Source organism: Haloprofundus halobius (genome assembly GCF_020097835.1).
Taxonomy (GTDB): Archaea; Halobacteriota; Halobacteria; order Halobacteriales; family Haloferacaceae; genus Haloprofundus; species Haloprofundus halobius.
Genome location: NZ_CP083666.1, coordinates 636517 through 652334, shown reverse-complemented (window position 1 = coordinate 652334; position 15818 = coordinate 636517). Strand labels below are relative to the sequence as shown.

The following is a 15818-nucleotide window of genomic DNA, read 5'->3' as shown; positions in this document are numbered from 1 at the left end:
TCAATCATCACGGCCGTCTCTCGGCCGCTCAAGCGTCGAAACTGGCATCGAGGTACGCGTTCAGGAGGTTCGGGAAGTCGCGCCCGCGGAGGTAGCGCAGGCCGAAATCCTCCGTCCAGTCGACGATGCCGGTGTCCTCGGTGACGACACCCGCGTCGAGTTCGCGCGCGAGAATCAGGAGGTCGAAATCTTCCTGCGAGTCGACGACGCCGCGGCGCAGCGTCTGGCGGTAGTCGCGGCGGAGGTCCGAGACGGCGTCGTCGGCGATGCCCGCCTCCGCGGCGTCTCGAACCGCCTCCTCGGCGACGCGCAGGCCCGCGTCGACGCGCGAACTCATCTCGCGCATGAACCGTGAGACGACCTCGGCCGGAATCATCACCTCGAATCGGGAGGGGTGTTTGCGGATGACCCACGTGTTGAGTTGCGCCGTCGTCTCCTCGCCGATACCCCGACTCCGGAGGATGCCCATCAGCTCGTCGTGGACCGACGGCGGCATGTAACAGGAGATGTTCAGTCGGAGTTTCGCGAGCGCCAGCGTGTCGAGCAGTCGCCCCAGCGCCTCCTCCATCGTCTCGCCCTCCCGGCGTATCTCGTCGGTGAGAAACAGCGACGTGTCGAGGACGAACCGCTGTTTCAGCGGGTAGTCGGCCATCGGCCGCCGATACGCCCCCGCGGTACATGAATCTCCGTGGCGACGGGGACCGAATATCGACAGCGCGACGGCGACGTATCTCTCCCCGTGGGAAAAGATTCATGATGGTAGGTAGCATACAACATACTGCGAGGGTCGCAAGGACACACCGGACGACCGCCTCCGTACACACCGGACGCGGTCAGACGTAAACACCGAGAGATTCGTAAGAGGAAATCGAGGTCAACGCGTCGCAGGAGAACCGACCCCGCCCGCATTCGACCGTACGAGGTCGGAAAAAGGTCAAGTAACGGACGACGTGAAAACGGCGTTCGCGAAACCGACGAAAGTCGGATGGGCCGTTAGGGCGGTTGAAAACGTCTCCCGTCCGAGTCCAATTTGTGATTCTCGCTTCTTCGTACACCGCGACGCCGAGCGTTCGCGTCGCCGCAACCCGTTTTCCCGTATCGAACACGCGCCGCCCACGCGCCGTTTCCACATCGCACAGCCAAACCGACGCCTATTCGGTGTGGTCGGCCGCCGACCTACCAATGGCAGACGTTTCACTCCGCGCGGCAGTCGCTGTGCGCGCCGCCGAGGCGGGCGCAGCAGTCGCGTTCGACCGCTTCCGACGTGGAATCGACGTGCAGACGAAAGACGGCAAGACCGACGTAGTGACGCAGGCCGACAGGGACGCGCAGGCCCGCGTCGCCGACGTCATCGCCGACGCGTTTCCGGAGGACGCGCTGGTCGGCGAGGAGAGCGTAGCGCCACGCGCTACGGAAGAAGCGAGCGGGCGAGGCCGAGCAGACGACGCGCTGAAATCCGTCCCCGACGACGGCGACGCGTGGGTCGTCGACCCAATCGACGGGACGAACAACTACGTCCGGAACATCCGCGTCTGGGCGACGGCCGTCGCCGCCGTCCGCGACGGCGACCCCGTCGCGGCCGCGAGCGCCCTTCCTGCATTGGGTGACACCTACGTCGCCGACGCCGACGCCGTCTATCGGAACGGCCACGAAGTCACGGTCAGCGCCGAGACCGACCCCGAAAAGAGTACCGTCGTTCCCACCGTCTGGTGGGACTTCGACCACCGCGACGAGTACGCGGCCGCGACCCGCGAAATCGTCGAGCGGTTCGGCGACATGCGCCGAGTCGGCTGTGCGCAGGCCGTGTTGGCGATGGTCGCCGATGGCTCCCTGGAGGGGGCGATCACCAACATCGTGACGAACCCGTGGGACACCGTCGCCGGCGTGTACATGGTTCGGCGTGCAGGCGGCACGGTCACCGACTTGGAGGGCGACCGCTGGCGACACGACTCGAAGGGACTCGTCGCCTCCAACGGCGCGGTCCACGACGAGGTGCTCGCCGCCGCCCGCGGCATCGAAAAACTGAACGAGTGAGCGATTCTCCGGGGAAACGGAGCGTCTCGTCGCCGAGTTGCACGATTCGGTAGGCAAAAGTCGCGGGACCACCAGGTGCGCGCATGGAACTCGACGAGACGGACCGGTCGATTCTCCGCATTCTCCAGGAGGACGCCCGCACCCCCTTCAGCGAAATCGCACGCAGAATCGACATGTCGAGTGCGACCGTCCACGACCGGGTCGGCCGGATGGAGAACGCCGGCGTCATCGAGGGATACCACGCCAAAGTCGACCCGAAGGCGGTGGGGTACGGCACGTCGGCGCTGGTCGGACTCCGTGTCGAACAGGGCCACGAGGCGGAGGCGCTGGAGCGACTGCAGGAACTCGAAGCGGTCAAGGAGATCTACCTGACGACGGGCGAGTGGGACGTGATGCTCCGCGTGTTCGCCGCCGACACCGAAGGCCTGCGCGAACTGATGTTCGACCACATCGCGGCGATGGACGGCTTCTCGCGGTCGCAGACGATGGTCATCCTCGGGACCGAGTACGAGCGAGCGGGACTCTCGGTCTGAACGCCCGGATCGACCAGCCCATCGAGGAGCACGGGCGTCCGCCGCGGACGCCCGAGACCGGAACCCTCAACATCCGCCACTCCGGCAGTTCGGGTATGGCAACGGTCGCAGAACGCGTTGAGGCGGACCCCGAGCGGACGTGGCTCGCGGCGATGGCCGCGCTCGTCGCCGCACTCGTCGGGGGGTCGCTTCTCTTCCCCCGAATCGTCTACGACGGCTTCCTCTGGCGCTACTTCTGGGGTCCGGTCGTCGCCGACGGCGAGGGCGCGACGTGCGCCGTCCGCACCGACGGAACGACGACGCTCCTCGATAGTGCGGCGGCGTGCCAGTCCGCGACCGGCTACGTCGCCCGTCCCGGCTACACGCTCGTCTCCGAGGCCGGCTACGTCGTCACCCTCCTCCTGATGCTCGGTGGCGTCGTCTTGCTTCTTCGCCGCCTGAACATCGGCACGAGTCGCAAGTTCTTCTACGCGCTGTTCCCGTTCATGCTGTTCGGCGGGGCGCTCCGCGTCGTCGAGGACTCGGGTATCGCGGCGATTCGCGCGGGCGTCGAACCCGCCATCCCGTTCCCGTGGAGCGCGCTCATCATCAGCCCCTTCATCTACTTCACCGTCTTCTTCGTCACGCTCGCCGCCGTCGTCGTCACGGTGACGCTCTCGCGGCGTGGCGTGTTCGAGGAGTTCTACCGGCCGCTGGCGGCCATCGGAACGGTCGTCCTCGCGGTGACGCTCGCGTATCTCGGCTACCTCGCGACGACGACGACGTACGTCGCGTTCTACCCGCAGGTCATCACCGTGATGCTCGTCGCGACCACCGTCGTCACCGCCGTCACGTGGTGGCTCGTCGAGACGTACAGACCCGAACTCAACGCGGGCACCGCCCACGTCGGTCTGTTGCTCATCTGGGGGCACGCCCTCGACGGCGTCGCCAACGTCGTCGGCCTCGACTGGATGCCGGCGCTCGGCGCGGGGCCGAACCTCGTGCCGAAGCATCCGGTGAACGCCGGTATCGTCGACATCACCTCGACGGTGCTCCCGGCGTCGGTGCTGGCGGTGACCGGCGACGCGTGGCCGTTCCTGCTCGTGAAACTCGCGGCCGCCGTCTTCATCATCTGGATCTTCGAACCGGAGATATTCGAGGAGAGTCCGCGTTACGCGATACTGCTTCTCGTCGCGGCGCTCGCGGTCGGACTCGGCCCCGGCACTCGCGACATGCTCCGGGCGACGTTCGGCATCTGAGGCGTTCCGTCGACCGTTCCTCTCAGCCGTTTATCGTACTCGTCTCGCCGTCGGCCCGGACGGTGATGACCGTACAGTCGAGTTTCCCGCGGAGATACGCCTCGATGTCCGGATCGTCGAGGAACTTGCGGAGCATCCGCCGCCAGCGCCCCGCCTGTTTCGACCCGATGACGACGATGTCCGCGCCTTCGGCGGCGACTTCTTCGAGAATCGTCTCCTCGACGAGAAAGCCGCGGCGGATGACGTACCGCGCACGCGGAAGCCGTCCGAACTCGGTCTGCGCGGCCCGTTTCAGCTCCGCCCGGGAGACGTTCTCGCCGTTCTGGTAGAGGTTCACGTGGAGGACGGTCAACTCGGCGTCTCGTTCGTCGGCGATGCGAACCGCTTCGCCCAACGTCGCCTTCGAGTGGCTGGTCAGCGGATACCGAACCGGGACGACAACCAACGTCATTGTAGAATAGTCAGCGTTCGCGGGTGTGAATATTTCTATCCCGCTCCGGATAGATACCGTGTCCCGACGTTCTCGTCAGTTGATTAGAGCCCGACGAACACCACCGCCCGACTCACGTCGCTCAGTCGCCCGTCGGCCGTTGAATCCGCCCCTCGACGCTCGCGGAGACGCCGAACTCGCGGGCGTAGTCGGCCAAAATCTCGTGTTGGATGCCGTACTCGCCGGCGCGGTGTCGTTCCTCGACGACCGGGAACTCGTGGTCGCTGTGGAGCAGATACTCCGCCGTCGCCACGCGATACAGTCTGTCGCTGTCGACGGGTTCGCCGCCGACGCGCACGCCGTCGAGTTCGTTTCGGGCATCGTCCCACCGGACCGTCGCGCCGCTGACGTGGCCGTGCCACCAGTATGGTTCGCCGAAGTCCACCGCGCCGCCGGCGGCCTGGCGGAACGCCGTCAGCAGCTCCTCGCCGGTGAGTTCCGCGACGACGACCGGTTCGGCGAACGGGACGACGCTCACCAGGTCGGCGACGGTCACCTCGCCCGACAGCGGCGGACCGTTTCGGATACCGCCGCTGTTCTGCAGGCCCACGTCGGCGTCGGCGGCCCAGCGGTACGCGTCCGCGACGAAGTTCCCGACGGCGCACTCGCCGCCGAAGACGACTTCTTCGCTCCGCCGCATCGGCGTCTCGGCCTCGCCGACGACGCTGTCGAGACCGGACTCTGCGAGACGACCCCGGAGCGCCGCCACCAGCGACCCGTCGACGGGCACGTTACCCTCGCTCGGGTCGTGGCGCTCCGCGCGCGCCCCGTCCTCGTCGAGCGTGACTTCGAGCACGGCGCGACCGTTGACGCCCGGTCGAAGCAGCAGCGTATCGGCGACGTACTCCGCCCGCTCGGCGTGGACGTGACCACCGAGAATCGCGTCGACGTCCACCCGGCGGGCGAGTTCGTCGTCACTCGCGCCGAGGTGCGAGACGGCGACGACGTACTCGACGCCCTCGGCGCGCAGGTCGGCGACGGCGCGTTCGGCCGCCTCGTACGGGTCGGTGAACGTCAACTCGGCGGCCTGTGGGTTCAGCGAGTCGGTGGCGGGGTCGGTGAGTCCGAAGAGTCCGATTTCGTCGCCGTCGACGGACTCGACGGTCCACGGGACGACGCCCTCGCCGCGGCCAAATCTCTCGCCCGCGTCGTCGCGGACGTTAGCGCTCACCCACGTCTGCGGGGCGTCGGCGACCAACTGGCGCGTGGCCTCGGGACCGTAGTCGAAGTCGTGGTTGCCGAACGTCTCAACGTCGCTGTCGACGGCACGGAAAAAGTCGAGCGCCTGGCGACCCTTCGAGACGAGCGCCAGAACTCCGGGGGAGGTGTTGTCGCCGCTGCCGACGACGAGCGAATCGGCTCCGTCGAGCGAGTAGAGCAGTCCTGCGAGACGACCAGCACGCTCGGGATCGTCGTAGACGTTCTCGATGTCCGAGTAGTGAAGCAACCGCGGCATTCACTCCGCGTCGGAGTGGCCGCGGTAAGAAGCCACCGGGTCGCCCCGACTGTTCGGGTCGGCGACCGATTATTCGAGTTTGAAGGCGACGGTCGCCTCCGCTTGATACTGCCGTCCCTCCTCGGCGAGTTCGACCATCAGTTCGTCGACTTCGACCCAGTAGACGTTCTCCAGGGTCTCCTCGGCGCGGTCGACGGCGTCGTCGACGGCCGCTTCGAATCCCTCGCTACTCTGTCCGATGAGCGTGATTTTCTTGAACACCATCTCGGGTACGGCTACGACTCCCGGCAGTAAAAAGCCACGCGGCGGTCACACGCCGCGAGAACTCCACCGCCGGCTCGTGCGGGTTCCGCTCACTTCGACTCCGCTCGACCCCGCCCGAACCTCGACGCCACCGCGCCGACGACGTCCGAGAGGTGCGCCGCCCCCCAGACGGCGACGACGACGCCGCCGAGCGTGTTGAACATGATGTCGCCGAGCGTGTCGCTGAGTCCGAACTGGGTCAACACCGGGTCGCCGCCGGTCGTCGCCGCGACCTCGCCGATGGCGAACTCCAGCACCTCCCAGAACACGCCGAAGGCGACGGTGAACATGAGGATAAACACGAACATGAACCGCGGCGGGAACTTGACGGCGTCGGTGTGGACGTCCAGCGCGCGGGTGACGGTGTAGCCGACGGCGGCGACGAGCGACGCCGACAGGGTGTGCGTCATGTGGTCCCACCACGGGAACTGGCGGTAGAGTCCGGTCTCGACGCCCGGGAGGCCGCCGCTCCCGATGGCGTGGAGGAAGACGGCCGTCGTCACCCACAGCGTCAGTCCCGCGTCCATCGGGATGTGGTAGTCTCGCTCCAGAAGGGCCGGAACGTACGTCACCGCGAGTGCAACGCCCGCGTTGACGATGACGCCCACGTCGCCGCGCTCGACGCCGATGGCGACCATCCCGACCAGAAACAGTTGCATCAACCGCGCCAACTGCGTCTGCCGCCGGTCGCTGATGCCGAGTTTCTCGCGAACTCTCATCGGCTCTCACCGCCGCTGAGGGTCGCCGGGAGGCGTTCGCGGGCGTGCGAGCGACGGCGGAAGTAGAACTCGAACAGCAGTCCAGCCCCGACGCCGGCGAGCGTCGCCGCGACGAAGTCCCACATCATCGCGGTGTGGACGACGTCTTCGGGGCGACCGTCCAGGAGAAACTCGGTGCCGAGATAGAGGTCAGAGAGCCACTGGACGACGGCCCACACCCCGGCGGCGGCCATCGTCGTGACGGCGACGAACAGGACGGCGAAGGAGTAGTTCATCCGCACGGGCGTGAACACGTCGAGTTCGACGGCGACGACGAGCGCGACGGCGGCGACGGCGAAGTAACGGACGACGCGGCCGCTGAGCGTCACACCGTCGATGGTCTGTCCGCCGACGACCGCCTGCCCGACGACCGGCAACACCGCCAGCGCCAGCACCTCCCACGGGAGCATCGCCCGCGGGTCCCGGTAGGCGACGGCCGGGACGACGGCCAACCCGGCGGTGGCGAGGACGAACCCCGCCTGAACGAGTTCGCCGGTCAGCAGCTCGCCGACGCCGGCGACGCAGAAGACGGCGACGAATACCCATCCGACGACCGCGTTCGTCCGCTCGTTTTCGACGACGTGGCTCAGCCCCGACCGATTCATGCGCTCCTATCGTTTTGTTTCGAGCAAAAAGGCTTCCCACTGTGACGGTCGCTGCGTGTCGATTGGTCCCATCACCCGCGCCGCGTCTCGACGAGGGCCGCGACGGTTCGCGCGGCGGTTCACGCGACGAGATACGCGACGGCGTAGGCCACACCGGCGATACTCACGGCCGTCAGACCGGTACAGAGCGCGGCGACTCTGTCGGGGAGTTCGACGCGCCGACTGCGGATACCGACTCGCGGGGCCGCGCCGACCATCCCGACGGCGAGAACGCTGAAGACGAACGGGTACGAGAGTTCGAGCGTCGGCGCGGGGATGAGAAGCACGCTCACCGCGTACGCCGCGCCCAGCGCCGCGCGGCCGTCGACGGCGTCGCGGAGCGAGTAGCCCGAGAGGTGGAGCGCGACGAGCAATCCCGCCCAGATGGTGAGCAGTTCGAGACCGAACGCGCCCAGCAGGTTCAGCGTCGGGTCGACGCTGAAGGCGAGTCGGTCGGCGAACAGCGTCGCGTCGAACGGGTAGAGCATCGCCGGCGGCGACCCGGTGAACAGATCGCCGAATGGGTGCGAGAGCAGTCCCACGAGCGCCGCCGAGAACGTCGCTCGCGGACCGAGGTCGGTCCAGCGTTCGGTTGCCTCGGTGATGGCGAGGACGGCGGCGGCGAAAAGCGCCATGACGAGGAGACCGAGGCCGCCAGAGACCGCGGCGGCGACGGCGACGACGGTCGCCAGCAACGCGGCCGCGGCGACGAGTCCCCGCCGGCGACCGACGCGACGGCCGCGGAGCCACAACGCCGCGGCGACGGCGACGATGGGGGCGACGACGACCGAGTGCGTCATCGCTCGGTGGACCAGGTTGCCGGTCTGCCAGAACTGGGAGGCGACCGAGAGCGCGTCCGTCGTCTGCGCGCCGACGACGCCGACGAGCGCGTAGGCGATGTCGACGTCGGGGGCGGCGGCGAACGCCGCAGCGACCGCTCCCAAAGAGAGCGCGCGTGTCGAGTCGACGCCGCGAATCGCGGCCGCACCGGCGACGAGCGCGAAGGCGAATACTGCGTGCCCGACGAACATATGCCGCGATTAGCGGTCAGGAAAGATAAACACCGCGTCGCCCGAGACTGTCAGGCGACGGTCGGGACGTCTTCGCGGATGACCCGATAGTCGTCGGCGTCTCCGACGCTGATGACCGCCCACTCGTAGGTTCGAGCGGTGCGTTCGAGTCGTTGACAGAGCGAGTCGGCGTGTTCGTCCCAGGTGACGAAGCAGCGGAACGGCGGGCCGTCGTCGCGCCCGCCGTCGGCGAGCGCGCGACCCATCGTATCGTTGTCTGCGACGGCCGTCACTTGTACGGTACGCCACTTTCGTTCGGCCCGTAGGTCCGTCCCCTCTCCGGATACGGTGTAGCCGAGGCGGGTGAAAATCGTCTTGGCCTCCTCGACTGGTGGCATGGTAACAGGGGCCATGTAACTGAAACTACTCGCCCTCGTCTGATAAACCTTGTCACGGCCTGCTCAAACAGTCCGGGTGGGTGAAACACGGGCGTCGAACCGGACAGATTCGGCCGGTTTGCTCGGCCGTCTCACTCGTGGGCGGCGTCCCACTCGTCGGGTTTCTTGATGTTGCCGCAGGTGTTGCACTCGATGCGACCCATCGTGTCCATCGCGTTGTCGAACGTCTCGCAGTTGCCGCAGCGGTAGCCCCATCGAACGTCGCGCGACTCGGAGACGTAAGTGGTGAAGAAGGGCGCTTTCGACCCGCGCTCGCCCTCGCTGCGGTCGACGTAGACGGTGTCGTCTGCGGGTGTCGTGGCGACTTCGAGTTCCATGCGTTCGACTACAGGTGACGGGAGTTAACTCCGTTTCTACGTCCGGAAGCTCTCGCCGCACCCGCACTCGGAGACGACGTTCGGGTTCTCGACGTGGAACCCCGCCGCCTGGAGGCCGCCCTCGTAGTCGAGGACGCTGCCGCCGATGTAGCGGCGGCTCGCCGGGTCGACGAAGATGCGCAGCCCGTGGTGTTCGGTCACCGCGTCGTCGTCTTCGGGTTCGTTGTCGAAACGCATGCCGTAGGAGAGCCCGGCACAGCCCCCCTGCTGGACGAACAGCCGAAGACCCGCCACGTCGGTGTCCAGTCCCTCGCTCTCCAGAAGCGACAGCGCCTCCGACGCCGCGCTCTCTGTCACTTTCACCGGCGTCTCGGCGTCGCCGTCGACGGATTCGGTACTCATGGCTGAGCGTATCGTCCGGAGGATGTTAACTGTGACGCTGGTTCACAGGGTCGTACGACGCTGCGAGAAAGCAGCGAACGATGTCGGAACTGGACGCCATCCCTCCGTGGCGTACGATTGTGAAACTTCGTGGAATTTGCACAATTTTTGCCCCCGGAACCGCTACTCGTCTGTCGCTTAGTTCCCGTCGCCGAGGCGAACGCGCACGCTCTCGGCGTGCGCCTCCAACCCTTCGGCCTCCGCGAGCGTCGTGATCGTCCCGGACAGTTCGTCCAGTCCCTCTCTGTCGAGTCGCTGGACTGTCGTCGAGCGAACGAACGTGTCGACCGAGAGGCCACCGTATAGCTTCGCGCCGCCGTTCGTCGGCAGGACGTGGTTAGTTCCGGAGGCGTAGTCACCCGCGGCGACGGGCGTGTAGGGACCCAAAAAGACGCTCCCGGCGTTGGTGATGCGGTCGAGCAGTTCCTCGTCGTCTCGCGCCTGAATCGAGAGGTGCTCGGCGGCGTACTCCTCTGCGAAGAGGACGGCTTCGGGCATCGACCGCGCGAGGAAGACGCCGCTGGCGTCGTTGGCGAGCGCCTCGGAAATCACGTCGCCGCGCTCGCGGTCGGCGACGCCCGCGTCGACCGCCTCGGCGATGGCCTCGGCCGTCTCCTCGTCGTCCGTGACCGCGACGACCGAGGCTTCGGGGTCGTGTTCGGCCTGCGCGAGGAGGTCGGCCGCGACGAACTCCGGACGTGCTGTCTCGTCGGCGACGACGAGAATCTCGCTCGGTCCGGCGAGGAAATCGATCTCGACGTCGCCGCGGACCTCGGCCTTCGCGGCCGTCACCCACTTGTTACCGGGGCCGACGACTTTCTGCACCGCGTTGACCGTCTCGGTGCCGTAGGCGAGCGCCGAGATGGCCTGCGCGCCACCCGCAGCGTATACCGCGTCGGCACCCGCGGCGTGAATCGCGGCGAGCGTTACCGGGTTGATCTCGTCGGCGGGCGGCGTGGCGACGGCGACGTGCTCGACGCCGGCGACCTTGGCTGGAATGACGCCCATCAGCGCGCTCGACGGGTAGGCGGCCGCACCGCCCGGGACGTAAACGCCGACGCGTTCGAGCGGTCGGAACCGACGACCGAGTTCTCGACTGCCGGAAGCGCTTCGCGCTTCCGTAGTCACATTCGCTTCGCTCACGTGACCCCCGAAGTCGTCGCGCCAGTCCTCGGGAATCTGCCGCTCGTGGAACTCTCGGACGTTCTCGGCGGCCGTCTCGATGGCTTCGCGTATCTCCTCGCCGACGTCGCCGTACGCTCGCTCGGCGAGGTCCGTCACGTCGACGTTGCCGACTTCGACGCCGTCGAACTCACGGGAGAACTCCCGGAGGGCCACGTCTCCCTCCTCACGTACGCGACCGACGATGTCACGGACGTCGTTGCGGACGGCGTCGACGCCCGCGTCGCGCTCGAACAGCGCGTCGCGTTCGTCGGGGCCGAGGTCCGCGATTCGCTTGACTTCCATGGGCGCGCTTCGAAGGCGGCGCGAAAAGACGTTCCGATAGTGAGAGATGCGCTCTCACGAACGTTTATCCGAGAGAGGGCGACCAACCCCGGGTGTGTTCTGACGACAGCCAGGCGGGGAACGAGGCGAGTGTGCGGCGACCCCCCGTGTGCTGGTAGCTTCGCCGCCTGCTCGCCAACTCACGACTCCTCGATGGGGACGACGCCGAGAACGGAGAGGGTCGCGCGCACGAACAGGTAGACGACGAGGCCGAACGCCGCGAGAAACGTCGGCGCGGCGAGCAACCGTGCGACGCGGTACGGGAGGAAAATTCTGGTCGTCCCCATCACGACGAAACTGACGAGGATGAGGCCGAACGCCAGAAGCGAGAGTCGGACGAAACGGTCGCGGTTCACACGTCCACGACTGTGAAGCAACGATATGGCTGTTCCGTCCTCGGTGGACTCAGTCGTCGTCGAGTTCTCGCACCGTCCCCTCGGAGGCGAAGACGGCGTCGACGACCCGCTGGACTCGATTCGCCTCCTCGAACGACACCAGATTTCCGCCGTCGCCGTCGAGCGCGGCGACGAACTCGTCGACGAGTGTCAGCGTCGTCCGTTCGCGCGTCTCGTTGAGCGTCGTCTCGCGCGCTCCGCCGTCGTCGCCGCGATGCTCGACGAGTTTGTACCACTCGGTCAGCGTGAGCGCCGACTTCGACCCGACGACCGTAATCGAGTTCTCCTCGGACTGTTGGTGGTCGCAGAGTACGTCGATGGTGCCGTGGACGCCGTCGGTCTCGAAGTAACCGACGATAGACTCCTCGTACGTCTCGGGACCGCTGTACGACACCTCGGCGCTGAGTCGGTCGACGGGGCCGAAAATCTCCTGCACGCCGAAGAGGAAGTGCGTCCCGACTTCTCGGAGCGGACCACCCTGTTCGCGACCCGTCAACCACGACACATCTTGCCACTCGCGGGGCCACCGCGGGAATCGGAAGTCGAGACTGATTCGCTTCGGGTGACCGACGTCCCCGTTCCGGATCCGTTCCCGCATCTCGACGAACCCCGGCGTGTAGCGAAACGGGAGGTTGACCGCAGTCGTCTGCGACGACGACGCCGCGAGTTCGACCAACTTCTCGCCCTCGTCGGCGTTCTCGGCGATCGGTTTCTCGCAGACAACGTGTTTCTCCAGTTCCAACGCGAAGCGTGCGACTTCGAGATGCGAGGCGGGCGGCACGCCGACGTAGACGACATCGACGGCGTCGCGTTCGAGCAGTTCCCGGTAGTCTGTGAACGCCGCGCAGTCGTACTTGTCGGCGAACGCCGTCGCTTTCGATTCGACGAGGTCGCAGACGCCCCAGACGTTCGTCCGCTCGTGGGCGGTGAACGAGTCGGCGAGGCGGTTGCCGACGACCCCGCAGCCGACGACCCCCACGTCGTAAACGGATTCGGTTGGCATGGCGTCGAAAACCACCGTCACAGGAATGACTCTGGTCATTCCGGAACGCACCGCATCGTCTCGAACCGGCCCGTATGGACCCGCCCCACCCCGCACCGAGTCGCCGCGTGCGGACGTGATTTCCGCCGACAAGCTATCCTTGCTCGCGTCCGTAAGCGGTCACACATGGACGACGCCATCCGGGTGACCGTCGAGACAGAGGACGAAGAAGAGACGGTGCGACTCTCCGATACGGAAGGAACGGTCGAAGTCGGCGACGCGACGTTCCGATTCAGCGTCGACGACGAGCGCGACGGCGGCGGAGACGGCGACGCCCCCGCCGAGGGGAACGACGCACCGACTGAAGAGGCAGATGCCGTGTCCGACCCGCGCCGACTCGTCGCCATCGACGACATCCCGACGGGGGGGACGCTCCGATTCGAGGCGACAAACGGACAGCGAGGAGCCGAGGGGATACTCGAACGAAACGGCGACGAGGTGTACGCGTGGCGTAACTCCTGCCCGCACAAACCGCACGTTCGGCTGGACCCCGGGTTCGGTGCGCGCGTGACCGACGACCACATCGTCTGTCACGAGCACGGTGCGCGGTTCGTCCGCGGTGACGGGTTCTGCACCCGTGGTCCGTGCCGGGGCCAGTCGCTCGAACTCATCGAGGTCGAACGCCGAGACGACGGCGTCTACCTGACCGACGAACGATTCGACGGCGGACGGGTGTTGTGACTGGGGACGAATCGGTCTGACTGGGGACGAATCGGTCTCACGCAGGACGACTCCCGTCTGTTCGAGTCGAGTACCACCGCTGGCGCGAAAATAATGGTAGTAATGTGGGGTCGTTTTGCCGCCGCAGGCGGCGTACTAAACTACTTTACAGTCGGGTGAGGTTCGTCGCGCGCGGGCCCTTCGGGGCCTGCTCGATGTCGAACTCCACTTCCTGTCCCTCTTCGAGGTCCGGGCCGCCAACGTCTTCCATGTGGAAGAACACGTCGTCGTCCGCGTCGTCCGTCGAGATGAAACCGTAGCCGCCAGTGTCGTTGAAGAAATCAACTTCGCCTTTCGCCATTGCTTCTGAAACCAATCGCCGTTCACGAATAAGGCTTGCGAATTTGTAGTGCCGACATGCAAGATAAATTGACAGGGTAGCCGAGTTTGGTAGAAAGCATCGACGAGCGTTTGGTATCTCCCGGACCTGGGCGGATTCGTGACGATTTCCGCGACTATCTCGTCGCCTTCTGTGGTATCGGTGGTTCCGTGGAAGAGAGGCGAAGTGGCTCACGGCGGTCCGGATCGGTGAAATGTTACCCGGAACACTAACGACCGGCCTCATCCCGTGGCGGCGTGCCGCGTCGGCCGGGAAACCCTCGTGCCGGGCAGCCGTCTCTTTAGGCCCGACGGCGGTTGCACTGATGTCGCGTGCCCGGGTTCGCCGCGCGGTCATCGCTCCCGAAATGGGAACACTCGGGCGGGGACTAAAGGCACGCAGTCGATGTAGCGTTCGCGCCCTCATACGGGTTTCGACCCGCTTCGCCGAGAGACTCAAAGCCGACTCGGCCGGCCGCCGACGGTTTCTCGGCAAATCGCCAAATCGGGCGTCAAACTGCCCAATGTTCACGAATATACGCCCGATTGCGTCCGAATCCGAACCCACTTATGCGAGTGTCACCCACGCACACGCTAATGGCAGTACGTGTTGGCATCCTCGGCGCCACCGGCGCAGTCGGACAGCGATTCATCCAACTTCTCGACGGACACCCGAGCTTCGAACTCGCGACGGTCACCGCGAGCGACGAGAGCGCGGGCAAGAGCTACCGTGAGGCCGCCAAGTGGCGCGTCGACACGCCCATCCCGGACGACGTCGCCGAGATGGAGGTCCGACGAACCGCCGTCGACGACGTGCCCGACGACCTGGACCTCGTCTTCTCCTCGCTGCCCTCCGCTGCGGCCGCAGACGTCGAACCCGACTTTGCGGCGGCTGGCTACGTCGTCTCCTCGAACTCCTCTAACGACCGGATGGCTCCCGACGTCCCGCTCACGATTCCGGAGGTCAACGCCGACCACCTCGGCCTCATCGAGGTTCAGCGCGACGAACGCGGCTGGGACGGCGCGCTCATCAAGAACCCGAACTGCTCGACTATCACGATGACGCCAACGCTCGCCGCTCTCGACGCGTTCGGCCTCGAACGCGTCCACGTCTCTACCCTACAGGCAGTCTCGGGCGCGGGTTACTCGGGCGTCACCTCGATGGAGATCATCGACAACGCCATCCCGCACATCGGCGGCGAGGAGGAGAAGATGGAGAGCGAGTCACGCAAACTGCTCGGCTCCTTCGACGGCGCGGAACTCTCGCTGCACGGCGCCGACGTCTCGGCCTCCTGCAACCGGATTCCGACGCTCGACGGCCACCTCGAGAACGTCTTCGCCGAACTCGAAGACGACCCCTCCGTCGACGACGTCGCCGACGCGATGCGCGAGTTCCCCGGTATCGACCTCCCGAGCGCGCCGGACCCGCTCATCCGCGTCTTCGACGACCCGACCCGGCCGCAACCGCGTCTCGACCGGATGCACGGCGACGGGATGGCCGTCTCCGCGGGCGGTATCGAGGAAACGAGCACGGGTATCAAGTACAACTGCCTCGCGCACAACACGATTCGCGGCGCGGCGGGCGCGAGCGTGCTCAACGGCGAATTGTTGGTCGAAGAAGGCTGGGTCTAAACCGCGACCTTTTACTACCCACCTTTTGCGCTGCGGGCCGCTTCGCGGCCCTCGGCAAAAGCTCTCTTCGCGGTTTCACCGCGAAGGCTTAGCAGACGCGAAGCGTCTGCTCTCGGACCAAAAGCACCGTCAGAGCGAAGCTCTGACGAGCCCTCGTTCGTTTCACTCACGAGGACACTCCTCTCTCACGGAAGCCGCTTCGCGGCTTCCGTTCGGTCGTCGGCCGAAAATCGCTCCGCGATTTTCGTACAACAAGCTCCGTTGAAACCCACAATTAGTGACAGCTTGGCGAGGCCGTGCTGCAGACAGAGGACGAGTCCAGCAGGGTGAGAGCTACCTATTCAAAAGTGTACAGCTGAATCAAATGAAATAGAGCACGGCTACAAACGCGAGGAATAAGAGAATTAGTGGGAGAATGAGCCACGGGCTATCCCCACCCTTACTCGACTTGTCCAAAGGAATGATCGGTCCGCTGTCCATGCGAAATAATATCAGGAGATTCAGTAATATGTTTCGATGATTT

19 protein-coding genes are annotated in these 15818 nt (G+C 66.1%); 5 read left to right on the top strand and 14 right to left on the bottom strand.

All coding sequences use genetic code 11. The annotated features are described in order from the left end of the window. Nucleotides 1-28: 28 nt before the first annotated feature. Nucleotides 29-652 (bottom strand): RNA ligase partner protein, encoded by a 624-nt coding sequence (locus LAQ74_RS03435; RefSeq protein ID WP_224335135.1) that lies wholly within the window; start codon nucleotides 650-652, stop codon nucleotides 29-31. 530 nt (nucleotides 653-1182) lie between these two features. Here LAQ74_RS03435 and LAQ74_RS03430 point away from each other — a divergent pair. From LAQ74_RS03430 to LAQ74_RS03420, 3 genes are all read left to right on the top strand, one after another. Continuing rightward, nucleotides 1183-2034: an inositol monophosphatase family protein gene (locus tag LAQ74_RS03430; protein WP_224335129.1), complete on the top strand. Its 852-nt coding sequence runs from the start codon at nucleotides 1183-1185 to the stop codon at nucleotides 2032-2034. 83 nt (nucleotides 2035-2117) lie between these two features. Continuing rightward, nucleotides 2118-2567 (top strand): Lrp/AsnC family transcriptional regulator, encoded by a 450-nt coding sequence (locus LAQ74_RS03425; RefSeq protein ID WP_224335127.1) that lies wholly within the window; start codon nucleotides 2118-2120, stop codon nucleotides 2565-2567. Nucleotides 2568-2662: 95 nt separating this feature from the next. After that, the gene (locus tag LAQ74_RS03420; protein ID WP_224335125.1) at nucleotides 2663-3805 is read left to right on the top strand and encodes a DUF63 family protein; all 1143 of its coding nucleotides are present in this window, start codon (nucleotides 2663-2665) and stop codon (nucleotides 3803-3805) included. Nucleotides 3806-3827: 22 nt separating this feature from the next. Here the strand turns inward: LAQ74_RS03420 and LAQ74_RS03415 are convergent, their stop codons facing one another. The 12 genes from LAQ74_RS03415 to LAQ74_RS03360 form a co-directional block, all read right to left on the bottom strand. Next, nucleotides 3828-4256 (bottom strand): universal stress protein, encoded by a 429-nt coding sequence (locus LAQ74_RS03415; protein ID WP_224335123.1) that lies wholly within the window; start codon nucleotides 4254-4256, stop codon nucleotides 3828-3830. A 121-nt stretch (nucleotides 4257-4377) separates the two neighbouring features. Then, on the bottom strand, nucleotides 4378-5751 hold the full coding sequence (locus tag LAQ74_RS03410) for a bifunctional metallophosphatase/5'-nucleotidase (RefSeq protein ID WP_224335121.1): 1374 nt from the start codon (nucleotides 5749-5751) through the stop codon (nucleotides 4378-4380). 69 nt (nucleotides 5752-5820) lie between these two features. Next, nucleotides 5821-6015: a dodecin gene (locus LAQ74_RS03405; protein ID WP_224335119.1), complete on the bottom strand. Its 195-nt coding sequence runs from the start codon at nucleotides 6013-6015 to the stop codon at nucleotides 5821-5823. 89 nt (nucleotides 6016-6104) lie between these two features. Next, nucleotides 6105-6773: a DUF2238 domain-containing protein gene (locus tag LAQ74_RS03400; RefSeq protein WP_224335117.1), complete on the bottom strand. Its 669-nt coding sequence runs from the start codon at nucleotides 6771-6773 to the stop codon at nucleotides 6105-6107. Beyond that, nucleotides 6770-7417, bottom strand: coding sequence for a hypothetical protein (locus tag LAQ74_RS03395; protein ID WP_224335114.1), 648 nt, complete (start codon nucleotides 7415-7417; stop codon nucleotides 6770-6772). Before LAQ74_RS03395 ends, LAQ74_RS03400 begins: the two co-directional genes overlap by 4 nt. Before the next feature lie 119 nt (nucleotides 7418-7536). Next, nucleotides 7537-8487: a metal-dependent hydrolase gene (locus tag LAQ74_RS03390; protein ID WP_224335113.1), complete on the bottom strand. Its 951-nt coding sequence runs from the start codon at nucleotides 8485-8487 to the stop codon at nucleotides 7537-7539. Nucleotides 8488-8537: 50 nt separating this feature from the next. Further along, the gene (locus LAQ74_RS03385; RefSeq protein ID WP_224335112.1) at nucleotides 8538-8879 is read right to left on the bottom strand and encodes a DUF7116 family protein; all 342 of its coding nucleotides are present in this window, start codon (nucleotides 8877-8879) and stop codon (nucleotides 8538-8540) included. A gap of 116 nt (nucleotides 8880-8995) precedes the next feature. Beyond that, nucleotides 8996-9241, bottom strand: coding sequence for a DUF5816 domain-containing protein (locus LAQ74_RS03380; RefSeq protein WP_224335110.1), 246 nt, complete (start codon nucleotides 9239-9241; stop codon nucleotides 8996-8998). A 36-nt stretch (nucleotides 9242-9277) separates the two neighbouring features. Continuing rightward, entirely contained in the window at nucleotides 9278-9643 is a 366-nt protein-coding gene (locus LAQ74_RS03375; protein WP_224335108.1) for a HesB/IscA family protein, read from the bottom strand. Between the two features lie 177 nt (nucleotides 9644-9820). Next, nucleotides 9821-11149 carry a histidinol dehydrogenase gene (gene hisD / locus LAQ74_RS03370; protein WP_224335106.1) on the bottom strand — a complete coding sequence of 443 codons (1329 nt, stop codon included), beginning with the start codon at nucleotides 11147-11149 and terminating at the stop codon, nucleotides 9821-9823. Between the two features lie 179 nt (nucleotides 11150-11328). After that, nucleotides 11329-11544 carry a hypothetical protein gene (locus tag LAQ74_RS03365; protein ID WP_224335104.1) on the bottom strand — a complete coding sequence of 72 codons (216 nt, stop codon included), beginning with the start codon at nucleotides 11542-11544 and terminating at the stop codon, nucleotides 11329-11331. A 49-nt stretch (nucleotides 11545-11593) separates the two neighbouring features. Continuing rightward, nucleotides 11594-12586, bottom strand: a complete 993-nt coding sequence (locus tag LAQ74_RS03360; protein WP_224335102.1) for a Gfo/Idh/MocA family protein — start codon at nucleotides 12584-12586, stop codon at nucleotides 11594-11596. Nucleotides 12587-12751: 165 nt separating this feature from the next. On the opposite strand from LAQ74_RS03360, the gene LAQ74_RS03355 reads away from it, so the two are divergent. Beyond that, nucleotides 12752-13306: a Rieske (2Fe-2S) protein gene (locus LAQ74_RS03355; protein WP_224335100.1), complete on the top strand. Its 555-nt coding sequence runs from the start codon at nucleotides 12752-12754 to the stop codon at nucleotides 13304-13306. A gap of 145 nt (nucleotides 13307-13451) precedes the next feature. Here LAQ74_RS03355 and LAQ74_RS03350 read toward each other — a convergent pair whose 3' ends face one another. Continuing rightward, on the bottom strand, nucleotides 13452-13646 hold the full coding sequence (locus LAQ74_RS03350) for a cold-shock protein (protein ID WP_058582823.1): 195 nt from the start codon (nucleotides 13644-13646) through the stop codon (nucleotides 13452-13454). A gap of 614 nt (nucleotides 13647-14260) precedes the next feature. On the opposite strand from LAQ74_RS03350, the gene asd reads away from it, so the two are divergent. Then, the gene (asd, locus tag LAQ74_RS03345) at nucleotides 14261-15295 is read left to right on the top strand and encodes an aspartate-semialdehyde dehydrogenase (protein WP_224335097.1); all 1035 of its coding nucleotides are present in this window, start codon (nucleotides 14261-14263) and stop codon (nucleotides 15293-15295) included. Nucleotides 15296-15818: the final 523 nt, after the last annotated feature.

Excerpts from the sequence above, each read along its gene's own strand:
- LAQ74_RS03430 (WP_224335129.1), top strand. The coding sequence starts at position 1,183 with ATGGCAGACGTTTCACTCCGCGCGGCAGTCGCTGTGCGCGCCGCCGAG.
- LAQ74_RS03420 (WP_224335125.1), top strand. The coding sequence starts at position 2,663 with ATGGCAACGGTCGCAGAACGCGTTGAGGCGGACCCCGAGCGGACGTGG.
- LAQ74_RS03405 (WP_224335119.1), bottom strand. The coding sequence starts at position 6,015 with ATGGTGTTCAAGAAAATCACGCTCATCGGACAGAGTAGCGAGGGATTC.
- hisD (WP_224335106.1), bottom strand. The coding sequence starts at position 11,149 with ATGGAAGTCAAGCGAATCGCGGACCTCGGCCCCGACGAACGCGACGCG.
- LAQ74_RS03395 (WP_224335114.1), bottom strand. The coding sequence starts at position 7,417 with ATGAATCGGTCGGGGCTGAGCCACGTCGTCGAAAACGAGCGGACGAAC.
- LAQ74_RS03385 (WP_224335112.1), bottom strand. The coding sequence starts at position 8,879 with ATGGCCCCTGTTACCATGCCACCAGTCGAGGAGGCCAAGACGATTTTC.
- LAQ74_RS03415 (WP_224335123.1), bottom strand. The coding sequence starts at position 4,256 with ATGACGTTGGTTGTCGTCCCGGTTCGGTATCCGCTGACCAGCCACTCG.
- asd (WP_224335097.1), top strand. The coding sequence starts at position 14,261 with ATGGCAGTACGTGTTGGCATCCTCGGCGCCACCGGCGCAGTCGGACAG.
- LAQ74_RS03435 (WP_224335135.1), bottom strand. The coding sequence starts at position 652 with ATGGCCGACTACCCGCTGAAACAGCGGTTCGTCCTCGACACGTCGCTG.
- LAQ74_RS03425 (WP_224335127.1), top strand. The coding sequence starts at position 2,118 with ATGGAACTCGACGAGACGGACCGGTCGATTCTCCGCATTCTCCAGGAG.
- LAQ74_RS03380 (WP_224335110.1), bottom strand. The coding sequence starts at position 9,241 with ATGGAACTCGAAGTCGCCACGACACCCGCAGACGACACCGTCTACGTC.
- LAQ74_RS03360 (WP_224335102.1), bottom strand. The coding sequence starts at position 12,586 with ATGCCAACCGAATCCGTTTACGACGTGGGGGTCGTCGGCTGCGGGGTC.
- LAQ74_RS03375 (WP_224335108.1), bottom strand. The coding sequence starts at position 9,643 with ATGAGTACCGAATCCGTCGACGGCGACGCCGAGACGCCGGTGAAAGTG.
- LAQ74_RS03390 (WP_224335113.1), bottom strand. The coding sequence starts at position 8,487 with ATGTTCGTCGGGCACGCAGTATTCGCCTTCGCGCTCGTCGCCGGTGCG.
- LAQ74_RS03350 (WP_058582823.1), bottom strand. The coding sequence starts at position 13,646 with ATGGCGAAAGGCGAAGTTGATTTCTTCAACGACACTGGCGGCTACGGT.
- LAQ74_RS03355 (WP_224335100.1), top strand. The coding sequence starts at position 12,752 with ATGGACGACGCCATCCGGGTGACCGTCGAGACAGAGGACGAAGAAGAG.
- LAQ74_RS03400 (WP_224335117.1), bottom strand. The coding sequence starts at position 6,773 with ATGAGAGTTCGCGAGAAACTCGGCATCAGCGACCGGCGGCAGACGCAG.
- LAQ74_RS03410 (WP_224335121.1), bottom strand. The coding sequence starts at position 5,751 with ATGCCGCGGTTGCTTCACTACTCGGACATCGAGAACGTCTACGACGAT.